Origin of the sequence: Erwinia sp. HR93, assembly GCF_034555055.1 — a bacterium.
Classification (GTDB): Bacteria; Pseudomonadota; Gammaproteobacteria; order Enterobacterales; family Enterobacteriaceae; genus Apirhabdus; species Apirhabdus apintestini.
On record NZ_JAXUDP010000001.1, the window covers coordinates 688,724 to 701,686 of the forward strand.

Sequence of the window (12,963 nt, forward strand, 5' to 3'; positions counted from 1 at the left end):
GAAGGAAACCTTTATACTCGCCTTTTTAGCGTACATTCAACCAGGTAAGGATACAGATTCATTATGGCGCAATCCGCTTTACTGGCAGAAAGAATCTCTCGTCTCAGCCAGGCGCTAGAGGCAGGGCTATTCGAACGAAGCCATGTCGTACGCCTGTGCCTTCTGGCCGCTTTGTGCGGAGAAAGCGTTTTTCTGCTAGGCCCGCCAGGGATTGCCAAAAGCCTGATCGCGCGCCGGTTAAAATTCGCTTTTAGCAACGCCCGCGCATTTGAATACCTGATGACGCGATTTTCCACTCCGGAAGAGGTGTTTGGCCCGCTTTCTATTCAGGCATTAAAGGACGAAGGCCGATATGAACGCCTGACGGCAGGTTATCTTCCGGAAGCAGAAATCGTTTTTTTAGATGAAGTCTGGAAAGCCGGTCCCGCAATATTAAATACGCTTCTCACCGCCATCAATGAACGCCGCTTCAGAAATGGTGCGCGTGAAGAAACGATACCAATGCGCCTTCTGGTTACTGCCTCAAATGAACTACCAGAAGCAGACAGCAGCCTGGAAGCGCTTTACGACCGCATGCTTATTCGCCTTTGGCTGGAGCGCGTTCAGGAAAAACATAATTTTCACGCCATGCTCACTAACCAGCGAGATGAAAACGAAAACCCGGTTCCTGGCGCACTGCAAATTAGCGATGAAGAATATCAGCGCTGGCAAAGTGAGATTAGCCGAATCACTCTTCCTCAGGCGGTATTTGAACTTATCTTCAGGTTACGAGAGATGTTAGATGAGCAGCAGCAGGCTCCGTATATTTCCGACAGACGGTGGAAAAAGGCGGTACGCCTGCTGCAGGCGAGCGCCTTTTTTTGCGGCCGTGATACCGTAGAGCCAATTGATTTAATTCTATTAAAAGACTGTTTGTGGCATGACATTAACGCCATGCAAGTTTTGGCTGAACAGATGGGTATTTTGATGACCGAGTATGCCTGGCAACAAAAAGCGATGGTGATGCAACTCGGTGTTATACAACAAAGAAAGCTTCAATTACTGCAACAACAAAGCGATCGCGACGCATTACGCGTCGAGCGTCTGGGCAGCATGTTTAGCCGCAGGCCGCACTATACGCTGCCAGACTCGCTGCAGGGTGATAATCTAACATTATTGCTATTAAAACCGCTTATTCTGCATGATATAGAAGTAATTCATATCGAAATAGCGCGAACCTCCCTTGAACAGTGGTTGCAAAAAGGCGGCGAAATCCGCGGTAAATTAAACGGTATTGGCTACGCGCAACCGCTAAATATGGAAGTTGACGGCGGCCAGCACCTGGTTATTCGAGACGTCAGCCTGCAGGGCACGTTACTGGCGCTTCCCGGCACCCGCCAGAGTGCCATGCCGGTTGAAATAGCCCACCAGCTAGAAACTCTGAATAACGACTGGCGCCAGCAGCATCAGCGCTTCAGCGAACAACAAAAGTGTCTGTTCGTTGAAAATGAATGGCTGGGACGCATTGAGGAAAGCCTTCAGGCGGTAGCCGCTCAAATAAAGCAGGCGAGGCAATGTTAAGTCTCGCCGCGCTCGACTCAATATTAGGGATTAGCGAAGGTAAGCTAATCGAAGATATTCTTGTCACGCTAATGGCTGCCCCTCAGTTAGTGGTGTTTTTTGAAAAATATCCCCGCCTTAAACAGGCAATGATGCGCGACATTCCACGCTGGCGCGAAAAGCTTCAACAACGCAGGCGCGATATCCACATACCGCCAGAACTGGAGCGAGAAATTCGCGAATACCAGGCGTGCCAAATCCTCCCGGAATCGGCTTTTATTTCACGCCTGTCTAATACGCTGGCGCTGCTGGAGGAAACTCGCTCCCCCTTCTTCCCGCAGGCTAATGTGCTAGTGGCTGAAAACCCGCAGTTTACCGCTGCCTTGCACACTTTATTTCTTCAACGCTGGCGCCTGAGTTTAATCGTGCAGGCTACCACGCTGAACCAACAGCTGCTGGAAGATGAACGCGAACAGCTTATGGCGGATATCCAGCAGCGTATGGAAATTGGCGGTCAGCTAGAACCGGTATTTATCAGTAACGAAAACGCAGCGGGGCGCCTGTGGGATATGAGCGCTGGCCATTTGCAGCGCGGAGACTACCAGCTCATCGTTAAATACGGTGAATTTTTACAGGCACAGCCTGAATTAATGCAGTTAGCGGAACAACTGGGGCGTTCGAGAGCCGCAAAATCAATCCCTAAAAAGGATGCACCAACCGAATTATGGCGTCAGTTAGTGCGCGAACCAGAAAGCGTGCCTGAACAGGTTGATGGCCTGCAGCATGGGGATGACATCCTTCGCCTGTTGCCAACCGAACTGGCAGCGCTCGGAATCGATGATCTGGAATATGAATTTTATCGCCGCCTGGCGGAGAAGCAGCTGTTAACTTATCGTCTGCACGGAGAGGCCTGGCGGGAAAAAATCAGCGAACGCCCCATCGTTCATCAGGATGTTGAAGAGCAGCCTCGCGGGCCTTTCGTCGTTTGCGTGGATACTTCCGGCTCAATGGGGGGATTTAACGAACGCTGTGCGAAGGCATTTTGTCTGGCACTCTTACGGGTAGCGCTGGCAGATAATCGCCGCTGCTTTATTATGCTGTTTTCCAGCGAAGTTATACGCTATGACGTTAGCAGTAATGGCGGTTTAGAAGCGGCAGTGCGTTTTTTGAGTCAACGTTTCCGCGGCGGTACTGACATCGCTGGCTGTTTGCGCCACGTGGCTGAAAAATTACAGGAAGTCGACTGGCGCGACGCGGATACCGTCGTGATTTCAGATTTTATTGGGCAGCGCCTGCCGGATGAAACCATTGAACAAATCAAGCGGCTCCAGCAGCGTGAAGCGCACCGCTTTCACGCTGTCGCTATGTCACAACACGGCAAACCCGGTATCTTACGTATTTTCGATCACATCTGGCGCTTTGATACCGGAATGCGTAGCCGCCTGCTAAGGCGCTGGCGGCGTTAAAGATAATTACAGCAGATGCCCTACGCTCTGGCTGACAGAGGCTGGCCAAACGCCACACTGAACCTGCCCAATGTGCGGTAATTGAAGCAAAAGCATGGTCAGGCGAGATTGCCCAATTCCCCCGCCGATAGTTTGCGGCATTTCACCGTTAATCAGGCTTTGATGCCACTCCAGTTTCATTCGATCTTCATCACCGGTAAGCGCTAACTGGCGCTTCAGGGTAGAGGCATCCACGCGAATCCCCATAGAAGAAAGCTCCAGAGCATCTTCAAGGGCCGGGTTCCATACCAGAATATCGCCGTTTAAACCGCAGTAGCCGTCATCGCAAGGCGTACTCCAGTCATCGTAATCAGGCGCACGCACGTCGTGATATTCGCCATCACCTAATTTACCGCCAATACCAATTAAAAAGACGGCGCCAAGCTCTTTGGCAATCGCCCGTTCACGCGCTTTCGCATCCAGATCAGGAAAGCGGCTACGTAAATCTTCACTTTGTACAAAATGAATTTGCTCGGGCAGGAAAGGGGTCAGCCCATACTCCTCAGCCACGGCCTGTTCCGTCGCTTTAATGGCTTTCCAGAGGCTTTTGACCGTGCTTTTAAGAGATGCCAGATGCCGCTCACCATCGCTCATCACGCGTTCCCAGTCCCACTGGTCGACATAAACTGAATGTATCGGCGACAAACGATCTTCATCCGGACGCAGGGCTTTCATATGCGTGTAAATACCTTCTCCCGCGCTGAAATCATATTGACCGAGCGTTTTTCGCTTCCATTTTGCCAGAGAATGAACAACTTCAAACTGCGCTTCAGGCAAGGCCTTAACCCGCACCTGTACCGCCTTTTCATGCCCAGAAAGGTTGTCCTGCGTTCCATCGCCAACCCGGCTTAGTATCGGCGCCTGTACCTCAATGAGACCAAGCTCACTCTCTAACTGGCGAGAAAAATAAGATTTAACAAAACTAATCTGACGCTGCGTTGTGATGTATGTCGTTTTCATTCTGTGCACTCCAGTCTGTGATGAAGTGATTAAGCAACATAAAAGCCTCCATATTCAATATCTATCAATAAAAAAGCCTTATCATGTTTTATTCATGTAATATATACGGCGAAAATTTAATTATTCTTCATTTTTTACAGGAGAAAACCGTGGAAAATTATCAGATCGATAATCTGGATCGCGGCATCCTTTCAGCGTTAATGGAAAATGCCCGCACCCCGTATGCAGAGCTGGCAAAAAATTTTTCCGTTAGCCCAGGAACTATCCATGTTCGGGTAGAGAAAATGAAACAGGCTGGAATCATTACCGGCGCGCACATTGATATCAGCCCAAAACAGCTTGGCTACGATGTTTGTTGTTTTATCGGCATCATCCTGAAAAGTGCGCGTGATTACCCGACTGCGCTGGCAAAACTGGACAGCCTGAAAGAAGTAACCGAGGCGTATTACACCACGGGCCACTACAGTATCTTTATTAAAGTGATGTGCCGGTCGATTGATGCTCTGCAACAAGTACTTATCAACAAGATCCAGACCATTGATGAAATTCAGTCAACAGAGACGTTAATTTCACTACAAAACCCTATCATGCGTACCATTGCCCCTTAAGAACTGCGAGTATTATCAGACAGTAACACCTGTGAAATTAACCAGCGGATAATCCGGATCTGTTTTTTTAGTTGGTCGCGATCAATTTATTTCCCATAACACGCCCAGCTTATCCACAAGTAGATCCCAGCTCGTTCACCGCGTACAATAAAAGGCAAATTATGTAAGAAGCAGGTATTGTATGGCGGATATTACGCTCATCAGCGGCAGTACTTTAGGCAATGCGGAATATGTCGCCGAGCATTTGGCGGAAAAACTCGATGAAATGGGTTATACCAGCGATATACGGCATGGCCCAACGCTGGATGAACTAACCGCTGAAGGCACATGGCTTATTATCACATCAACGCACGGTGCGGGCGATCTTCCTGATAATCTTCAGCCCTGGTTTGATGCGCTTAATAAGCAGCGCCCTAATCTTAGCGCAGTCAAATATGGTGCAGTAGGTATTGGTAGCCGTGAGTATGACACTTTCTGTGGTGCCATTGAGAAGTGCGATCTTTTGTTAAATGAACTCGGCGCACAGCGCATTGGCGAAACATTAAAGATCAACGTGCTGGAGCATGAAATTCCAGAGGATCCGGCAGAAGAGTGGCTACATTCGTGGGCCAAATTGCTGAAAGAATTGTAAAGATCGCTCTTTTTTCTGTGGATAACTATGGCTAAAAGCTTGTAATAAGCGGTAGTTATCCAAGGTATAAGACCAGAATAGTTTTTGATCTGTGCATAAGTTGACGTTTTGATCCCAGCTTATACGGAAAAGGATCACCAGTCGTTCACAGCAAACGATCGTCTCTAATTAATTGATCATTATGCCGAAAGCGGAGTTATCCACCGAAGAGTGCGATCGTAATAAGAGATCATAACAGAACAGATCCTCAATATATAAAGATCTTCTATTTAATAGCCGCGATCCCCGGGGTTTCTCCCGCATCCAAAGTTGAGTAGAATCCCCAACCCGGGAACTTCCCCAACTTCATCATTCGCACAAGCGCGAGGCAGTCACCATGTTTTATCCGGATCCTTTTGACGTCATCATCATCGGCGGGGGTCATGCAGGCACAGAAGCAGCTATGGCTTCAGCGCGTACAGGTCAAAAAACCCTATTGTTGACGCACAACATCGACACACTAGGTCAAATGTCCTGTAATCCTGCAATAGGCGGCATCGGAAAAGGACATCTGGTCAAAGAAGTGGACGCGCTTGGCGGACTGATGGCGGAAGCGATAGACAAAGCGGGTATCCAGTTTAGGATACTAAACGCCAGTAAAGGCCCTGCGGTGCGCGCCACTCGTGCCCAAGCCGATCGCGTGCTTTATCGACAGGCAGTACGCACAGCCCTTGAAAACCAACCTAATTTAATGATCTTCCAGCAGGCGGTGGACGATCTATTAGTTGAAAAAGGAAAGGTCATCGGCGTCGTTACGCAGATGGGCCTAAAATTCCGCGCCAGTGCTGTCGTACTCACCGTTGGCACTTTTCTGGACGGGAAAATTCATATCGGTTTGGACAACTATAGCGGCGGGCGTGCAGGCGATCCGCCCTCTATCCCGCTAGCCCGGCGTCTACGAGAATTGCCGTTACGCGTTAACCGCCTGAAAACGGGAACCCCGCCGCGCATCGATGCCCGAACCATTGATTTTTCAGTCCTTGCGCCACAGTTCGGAGATACTCCGCTCCCCGTTTTCTCATTTTTGGGGAGCGCTGACTGGCATCCTCGGCAGGTGCCGTGCTACATCACTCACACCAATGAGAAAACGCATGAGGTTATCCGAAATAATCTCGATCGCAGCCCGATGTACGCGGGAGTGATCGAAGGCATCGGCCCACGTTATTGCCCGTCAATTGAAGATAAAGTGATGCGCTTTGCCGATCGTAATGCGCACCAGATTTTCCTGGAGCCTGAGGGGCTGACCAGTAACGAAATTTATCCAAACGGGATATCAACGAGCCTGCCGTTTGATGTCCAAATGCAAATAGTCCGCTCTATGCGTGGTTTAGAAAACGCACTGATCGTTCGCCCCGGTTATGCGATTGAATATGATTTCTTCGATCCTCGCGATCTGAAACTTACGCTTGAAAGTAAGCACATTCACGGCCTGTTCTTTGCCGGACAAATTAATGGCACAACCGGTTACGAAGAAGCTGCAGCGCAGGGCTTACTTGCCGGCCTGAACGCAGCTCGTTACTCCTGTGAAAAAGAGGGATGGGCGCCGCGTCGGGATGAAGCATACCTGGGCGTACTGGTTGACGATCTTTGTACACTGGGAACTAAAGAGCCTTACCGAATGTTTACTTCACGGGCTGAGTATCGGCTCATGCTGCGGGAAGATAACGCCGACTTAAGGCTTACGGCTGCTGGGCGTGAGCTCGGTCTGATAAGCGATGAGCGCTGGGCGCGATTTAATGAAAAACTGGAAAATATTGAACAGGAACGACAGCGCTTGAAATCGCTATGGGTTCATCCTTCCTCAGAGGCTGCGCCGGCAATCAATGCACTCTTAAAATCGCCGTTATCCCGGGAAGCCAGCGGTGAAGAGCTGTTACGCCGGCCTGAAATAACTTACCGGAGTTTAACCGCACTGGCGCCGTTTGCACCCATGCTTGAAGACGAACAGGCCGCTGAGCAAGTTGAAATTCAGGTGAAGTATGAAGGATATATTGCGCGTCAGCAGGATGAAATAGAGAAACAGCAGCGTAATGAAAATGCGTTATTGCCCGCAACGCTAGATTACCGGCAGGTCTCCGGGCTATCTAACGAGGTCATCGCAAAGCTGAACGATCATAAACCGACCTCTATTGGACAGGCATCGCGCATATCTGGCGTAACGCCTGCGGCTATTTCCATTTTACTTGTCTGGTTGAAAAAGCAAGGTATGCTGCGCCGCAGCGCCTGATTAAGCCAATGCATAGGGCCGGGGAATCCCGGCTTTTTCGGAGAATACCGTGCTGAATAAACTAAATTCACTTCTTGAGGCAGCCGCCATTACGCTGTCTGAACGTCAAAAACAGCAATTGGTCGATTATGTCGGACTGTTGCACAAGTGGAATAAAGCCTACAACCTTACTTCTATTCGCGATCCTGAAGAGATGCTGGTTCGCCATATTATGGACAGCATTGTGGTTGAGCCATATTTGCAGGGGACGCGTTTTATTGACGTAGGCACTGGCCCCGGGCTTCCAGGCATCCCGCTGGCTATTGTACGGCCTGATTCTCACTTTACTCTGCTGGATAGCCTGGGAAAACGCATCCGGTTTTTACGGCAGGTGCAGCATGAACTGGGCCTGGAAAATATCACGCCGGTACAGAGTCGCGTAGAGGCGTTTTCAGCCGTACAGCCGTTTGACGGCGTAATTAGCCGAGCTTTCGCCTCTCTCAACGATATGATTTCATGGTGTAACCATTTGCCTGGAAATACGGGGAGTTTTTATGCACTTAAAGGCGTCAAATCTGAAGATGAATTAACGGCATTACCCCCTACGGTAGCTGTAAAAGATGTTGTGCGTTTACATGTTCCTTCACTTGAAGGTGAGCGACATCTGGTGATTATTTGCCCGAATAAAAATTAATTTTTATCAAAAAAAGTCGCATTTTTATCTGATAAAAACCGGGTAATAACATGATAAGTCTTAGAGTTAAATGACATGACATTTAACCTTACACTAACTGTTTAATCTCCTTCGTTTAACGTAACTTTTTTTGCTAATCCACTTTTATCGACAAAGTAGAAAATAGAAACAATAAAAATCGAGCAATGAATAATTTTTTTACATAAAAAATGTCTGCCAAATGTCAATGAGTTGTATTTATCGTGTTTACATGGCTTTTAATAAGAATATTTTGTAATTGTTTTTTAAATCATTAGGATAAATTTTGTTTTTTGCGAAATAAACCTAAAAACGCCTTATTATGATTATTCGTTTTGTGACTCACAGCACGCTTTATAACTAGTCGATTTCGTACTTATTGTGATTATGAGAGCTTGCTCAAGTTTTTTTTAAAATGAGAAAATAGGGTGTTTGAAAAAAAATTAAATATTTATTCACCTTTTTGCTACTTATCGTTTGAAATCACGGGGCCGGCCCGTATAATTTGAGCGCTTTTTGGCGCTTGACTCAGAGTCCTAAAGGCAGTTTTATACGACACTTGATGTACCCCGAAGGGAGCAGAAGCGAAACATTATGTCAGCATCACTTTCGGGCAAAAATGTGGCAAACAGGCTGTTGGTTATTCAGCTACTGACAGTAATCGTGATTGGACTGTTGTTTAGCCTTAAAAGCCTGGAATGGGGCGCTTCCGCAATTGGAGGTGGTCTGGCAGCCTTACTGCCAAATGCATTCTTTATGAATTTTGCCTGGCGTCACCAGGCTCAGATACCGGCCAAAGGGCGCTTAGCGTGGTCATTTGCGTTAGGCGAAGCGGTAAAGGTGATAGTGACATTTATCCTACTGGTGGTGGCGTTAGCGTGCTTTAAAGCGGTGTTCTTACCGCTGATAGTGACCTGGATATCGGCGCTGGTGGTACAGATACTGGCGTCTGCTGTAATTAACAACCAAGGGTAAGAGGCATCATGTCTGCAGGAGAAATCTCAACCCCGCAGGACTACATTGGACACCATCTGAATAATCTTCAGATTGACCTTCGTACGTTCTCGCTGGTGGATCCGCACAACCCCCCGGCCACATTCTGGACGCTTAATATTGACTCCATGTTCTTCTCAGTGGTTTTGGGGATATTGTTTTTATTCCTGTTCCGTAAAGTGGCTAAAGGCGCCACTAGCGGCGTGCCTGGAAAATTTCAGACGGCTATTGAACTGGTGATTGGCTTTGTTCATGGCAGCGTAAAAGATATGTATCACGGCAAAAGTAAGGTTATTGCACCGCTGGCGCTGACTATCTTTGTTTGGGTTTTCCTGATGAACCTGATGGACTTACTGCCTATCGATTTGCTGCCATACATCGGTGAGCATGTATTAGGCCTGCCTGCTTTACGCGTGGTGCCTTCAGCGGATGTTAATATCACGCTGTCGATGGCGCTTGGCGTATTTATCCTCATTCTTTTTTACAGCATCAAAATGAAAGGCGTTGGTGGCTTCACGAAAGAGCTGACGCTTCAGCCGTTTAACCACTGGATTTTCATTCCAGTAAACCTGATCCTCGAAGGCGTAAGTCTACTGTCTAAACCTGTTTCTCTCGGGCTGCGACTGTTCGGCAACATGTATGCCGGTGAGCTGATTTTCATTCTGATTGCGGGTCTGTTGCCGTGGTGGTCTCAATGGGTGCTGAATGTGCCGTGGGCGATTTTCCACATTCTGATTATCACGCTGCAAGCCTTCATCTTCATGGTTCTGACGATTGTCTATCTGTCGATGGCGTCTGAAGAACATTAATTTTATATAACACTACTGCGTTTAAACTGAAACAAACTGGAGACTGTCATGGAAAACCTGAATATGGATCTGCTGTACATGGCTGCCGCTGTAATGATGGGCCTGGCGGCAATCGGTGCTGCGATCGGTATCGGCATCCTCGGGGGGAAATTCCTGGAAGGCGCTGCGCGTCAGCCAGATCTGATTCCTCTGCTGCGTACTCAGTTCTTTATCGTTATGGGTCTGGTGGATGCTATCCCGATGATCGCTGTTGGTCTGGGGCTGTACGTGATGTTTGCCGTCGCGTAGTACGTGTTGCTTTCTTTAAATTAAAGATAGCGATATGAAAACGTTAACTAAATAAGAGGCATTGTGCTGTGAATCTTAACGCAACAATCCTCGGCCAGGCCATCGCGTTTGTCCTGTTTGTCCTGTTCTGCATGAAGTATGTATGGCCGCCGATTATGGCTGCTATTGAAAAACGTCAGAAGGAAATTGCTGACGGACTGGCTTCAGCAGAGCGTGCGAAAAAGGATTTAGACCTTGCACAGGCTAATGCGAACGACCAGCTGAAAAAAGCGAAAGCAGAAGCCCAGGTCATTATCGAGCAGGCAAATAAACGCCGCACACAGATGCTGGACGATGCGAAAGCTGAAGCAGAGCAGGAACGTGAAAAAATCGTAGCGCAGGCTCAGGCTGAGATAGAAGCTGAACGCAAACGCGCTCGTGAAGAACTGCGTAAGCAGGTTGCCTCGCTGGCGGTTGCCGGCGCCGAGAAGATTATCGAACGTTCCGTGGATGAAGCTGCAAACAGCGACATCGTAGATAAACTGGTCGCTGAACTGTAAGGAGGGAGGGGCTGATGTCTGAATTTATTACGGTAGCTCGCCCCTACGCCAAAGCAGCTTTTGACTTTGCCGTCGAACACCAGAGCGTTGACCGCTGGCAAAATATGCTGGCATTTGCCGCCGAGGTGACTAAAAACGAACAAATGACAGAGCTTCTCTCCGGCGCACTGGCGCCGGAAACGCTCGCCGAATCGTTTATCACAATTTGTGGTGACCAGCTTGATGTTCATGGTCAAAACCTGATTAAGGTTATGGCTGAAAATGGGCGTCTGAAGGTGCTTCCTGATGTTCTTGAGCAGTTCATTAACCTGCGCGCCGCCCAAGAGGCGACCGTTGAAGTTGATGTAACTTCTGCCAACACACTGAATGAAGAGCAGCTTTCGAAAATTGGCGCCGCAATGGAAAAACGTCTGTCACGCAAAGTGAAGCTGAATTGCAAAATTGATAAGTCTGTAATGGCAGGAGTCGTCATCCGTGCGGGTGATATGGTCATTGACGGTAGCGTACGCGGCCGCCTTGAACGCCTGGCAGACGTCTTGCAGTCTTAAGGGGACTGGAGCATGCAACTGAATTCCACCGAAATCAGCGAACTGATTAAGCAGCGTATCGATCAGTTCAATGTTGTGAGCGAAGCTCACAATGAAGGTACTATTGTTTCCGTCAGTGACGGTATCATCCGCGTACACGGCCTGGCCGATGTGATGCAAGGGGAAATGATCTCTTTGCCTGGTAACCGTTATGCTATTGCACTGAACCTTGAGCGCGACTCTGTAGGTGCAGTAGTTATGGGGCCATACGCCGACCTCGCTGAAGGCATGAAAGTAAAATGTACCGGCCGTATTCTGGAAGTTCCGGTCGGACGTGGCCTGCTCGGGCGCGTCGTGAATACATTGGGTGCGCCGATTGACGGTAAAGGCCCCGTTGAGCATGACGGGTTCTCTGCGGTAGAAGCCATCGCACCTGGCGTTATCGACAGGCAGTCTGTCGATCAGCCGGTGCAAACTGGCTACAAATCTGTCGATGCGATGATTCCAATTGGCCGTGGTCAGCGTGAGCTGATTATCGGTGACCGTCAGACCGGTAAAACGGCGCTCGCCGTCGATGCCATTATTAACCAGCGTGATTCCGGCATTAAATGTATCTATGTGGCGATTGGTCAGAAAGCCTCGACCATTTCAAATGTAGTACGCAAGCTGGAAGAACACGGCGCACTGGCTAACACGATTGTTGTGGTGGCTACAGCCTCTGAATCGGCTGCGCTGCAGTATCTGGCGCCGTACGCTGGCTGTGCGATGGGCGAATATTTCCGCGATCGCGGGGAAGATGCATTAATCATCTATGATGACCTCTCTAAGCAGGCCGTAGCGTATCGTCAGATCTCTCTGCTGTTACGCCGTCCACCTGGACGTGAAGCCTTCCCGGGCGATGTTTTCTATCTCCACTCTCGCCTGCTGGAGCGTGCTGCGCGCGTTAATGCTGAATATGTTGAAACGTTTACCAAAGGCGAAGTGAAAGGTCAGACGGGTTCTCTGACGGCATTGCCTATCATTGAGACTCAGGCCGGCGACGTATCTGCGTTTGTTCCGACTAACGTGATTTCAATCACTGATGGTCAGATCTTCCTTGAGTCCAGTCTGTTTAACGCCGGTATTCGCCCTGCGGTTAACCCGGGGATTTCCGTATCCCGCGTTGGTGGCGCGGCGCAAACCAAAATCATGAAAAAGCTTTCTGGTGGTATTCGTACTGCCCTGGCGCAGTATCGTGAGCTGGCGGCGTTTTCTCAGTTTGCATCCGATCTGGATGATGCAACTCGTAAACAGTTGAATCACGGCCAGAAAGTGACCGAACTTCTGAAACAGAAACAGTATGCGCCGATGTCTGTAGCACAGCAGTCGTTGGTACTGTTTGCAGCAGAGCGTGGTTATCTGGAAGACGTTGAGATTGCTAAAGTTGGCAGCTTCGAAGCGGCATTACTGGCGTATGTCGATCGCGATCATGCTGCGCTAATGCAGGAAATCGACAAGACGGGCGGCTATAACGATGAGATCGAAGGCAAGCTGAAAGGCGTGCTCGATACCTTCAAAGCAACCCAGTCCTGGTAATGTTCTGGCGGTCCGTTGTTGAATGGACCGCC

At 49.0% G+C, this 12,963-nt stretch carries 13 protein-coding genes; 12 read left to right on the top strand and 1 reads right to left on the bottom strand.

The annotated features are described in order from the left end of the window. The first annotated feature begins 63 nt into the window (after positions 1-63). The gene (ravA, locus tag SFA31_RS03345) at positions 64-1,560 is read left to right on the top strand and encodes an ATPase RavA (protein WP_322836697.1); all 1,497 of its coding nucleotides are present in this window, start codon (positions 64-66) and stop codon (positions 1,558-1,560) included. Then, positions 1,554-3,005: an ATPase RavA stimulator ViaA gene (gene viaA, locus SFA31_RS03350; protein WP_322836698.1), complete on the top strand. Its 1,452-nt coding sequence runs from the start codon at positions 1,554-1,556 to the stop codon at positions 3,003-3,005. The genes ravA and viaA overlap by 7 nt, the downstream gene beginning before the upstream one ends. A gap of 6 nt (positions 3,006-3,011) precedes the next feature. Here viaA and asnA read toward each other — a convergent pair whose 3' ends face one another. Further along, a complete protein-coding gene (gene asnA, locus SFA31_RS03355; RefSeq protein WP_322836699.1) occupies positions 3,012-4,004 on the bottom strand; it encodes an aspartate--ammonia ligase in 993 nt (330 codons plus the stop codon). A gap of 149 nt (positions 4,005-4,153) precedes the next feature. On the opposite strand from asnA, the gene asnC reads away from it, so the two are divergent. From asnC to atpA, 10 genes are all read left to right on the top strand, one after another. Continuing rightward, a complete protein-coding gene (gene asnC / locus SFA31_RS03360; RefSeq protein WP_322836700.1) occupies positions 4,154-4,612 on the top strand; it encodes a transcriptional regulator AsnC in 459 nt (152 codons plus the stop codon). A gap of 181 nt (positions 4,613-4,793) precedes the next feature. Then, positions 4,794-5,243, top strand: a complete 450-nt coding sequence (mioC, locus tag SFA31_RS03365) for an FMN-binding protein MioC (RefSeq protein WP_322836701.1) — start codon at positions 4,794-4,796, stop codon at positions 5,241-5,243. Between the two features lie 376 nt (positions 5,244-5,619). Continuing rightward, positions 5,620-7,509 (top strand): tRNA uridine-5-carboxymethylaminomethyl(34) synthesis enzyme MnmG, encoded by a 1,890-nt coding sequence (gene mnmG, locus SFA31_RS03370; RefSeq protein WP_322836702.1) that lies wholly within the window; start codon positions 5,620-5,622, stop codon positions 7,507-7,509. A 49-nt stretch (positions 7,510-7,558) separates the two neighbouring features. Beyond that, positions 7,559-8,182 (top strand): 16S rRNA (guanine(527)-N(7))-methyltransferase RsmG, encoded by a 624-nt coding sequence (gene rsmG / locus SFA31_RS03375; RefSeq protein ID WP_322836703.1) that lies wholly within the window; start codon positions 7,559-7,561, stop codon positions 8,180-8,182. A gap of 612 nt (positions 8,183-8,794) precedes the next feature. Next, positions 8,795-9,175 carry a F0F1 ATP synthase subunit I gene (atpI, locus tag SFA31_RS03380; RefSeq protein WP_322836704.1) on the top strand — a complete coding sequence of 127 codons (381 nt, stop codon included), beginning with the start codon at positions 8,795-8,797 and terminating at the stop codon, positions 9,173-9,175. Between the two features lie 8 nt (positions 9,176-9,183). After that, the gene (gene atpB / locus SFA31_RS03385) at positions 9,184-10,002 is read left to right on the top strand and encodes a F0F1 ATP synthase subunit A (protein WP_322836705.1); all 819 of its coding nucleotides are present in this window, start codon (positions 9,184-9,186) and stop codon (positions 10,000-10,002) included. Between the two features lie 48 nt (positions 10,003-10,050). Then, positions 10,051-10,290, top strand: coding sequence for a F0F1 ATP synthase subunit C (atpE, locus tag SFA31_RS03390; protein WP_000429386.1), 240 nt, complete (start codon positions 10,051-10,053; stop codon positions 10,288-10,290). Between the two features lie 68 nt (positions 10,291-10,358). Then, the gene (atpF, locus tag SFA31_RS03395) at positions 10,359-10,829 is read left to right on the top strand and encodes a F0F1 ATP synthase subunit B (protein WP_322836706.1); all 471 of its coding nucleotides are present in this window, start codon (positions 10,359-10,361) and stop codon (positions 10,827-10,829) included. A 14-nt stretch (positions 10,830-10,843) separates the two neighbouring features. Beyond that, complete coding sequence (gene atpH / locus SFA31_RS03400; protein ID WP_322836707.1) at positions 10,844-11,377, top strand: F0F1 ATP synthase subunit delta; 534 nt, start codon at positions 10,844-10,846, stop codon at positions 11,375-11,377. 12 nt (positions 11,378-11,389) lie between these two features. Continuing rightward, positions 11,390-12,931: a F0F1 ATP synthase subunit alpha gene (gene atpA, locus SFA31_RS03405; RefSeq protein WP_322836708.1), complete on the top strand. Its 1,542-nt coding sequence runs from the start codon at positions 11,390-11,392 to the stop codon at positions 12,929-12,931. The last annotated feature ends 32 nt before the right edge of the window (positions 12,932-12,963 follow it).

Excerpts from the sequence above, each read along its gene's own strand:
- mioC (WP_322836701.1), top strand. The coding sequence starts at position 4,794 with ATGGCGGATATTACGCTCATCAGCGGCAGTACTTTAGGCAATGCGGAA.
- ravA (WP_322836697.1), top strand. The coding sequence starts at position 64 with ATGGCGCAATCCGCTTTACTGGCAGAAAGAATCTCTCGTCTCAGCCAG.
- atpH (WP_322836707.1), top strand. The coding sequence starts at position 10,844 with ATGTCTGAATTTATTACGGTAGCTCGCCCCTACGCCAAAGCAGCTTTT.
- atpE (WP_000429386.1), top strand. The coding sequence starts at position 10,051 with ATGGAAAACCTGAATATGGATCTGCTGTACATGGCTGCCGCTGTAATG.
- asnA (WP_322836699.1), bottom strand. The coding sequence starts at position 4,004 with ATGAAAACGACATACATCACAACGCAGCGTCAGATTAGTTTTGTTAAA.
- viaA (WP_322836698.1), top strand. The coding sequence starts at position 1,554 with ATGTTAAGTCTCGCCGCGCTCGACTCAATATTAGGGATTAGCGAAGGT.
- mnmG (WP_322836702.1), top strand. The coding sequence starts at position 5,620 with ATGTTTTATCCGGATCCTTTTGACGTCATCATCATCGGCGGGGGTCAT.
- atpA (WP_322836708.1), top strand. The coding sequence starts at position 11,390 with ATGCAACTGAATTCCACCGAAATCAGCGAACTGATTAAGCAGCGTATC.
- atpI (WP_322836704.1), top strand. The coding sequence starts at position 8,795 with ATGTCAGCATCACTTTCGGGCAAAAATGTGGCAAACAGGCTGTTGGTT.
- atpB (WP_322836705.1), top strand. The coding sequence starts at position 9,184 with ATGTCTGCAGGAGAAATCTCAACCCCGCAGGACTACATTGGACACCAT.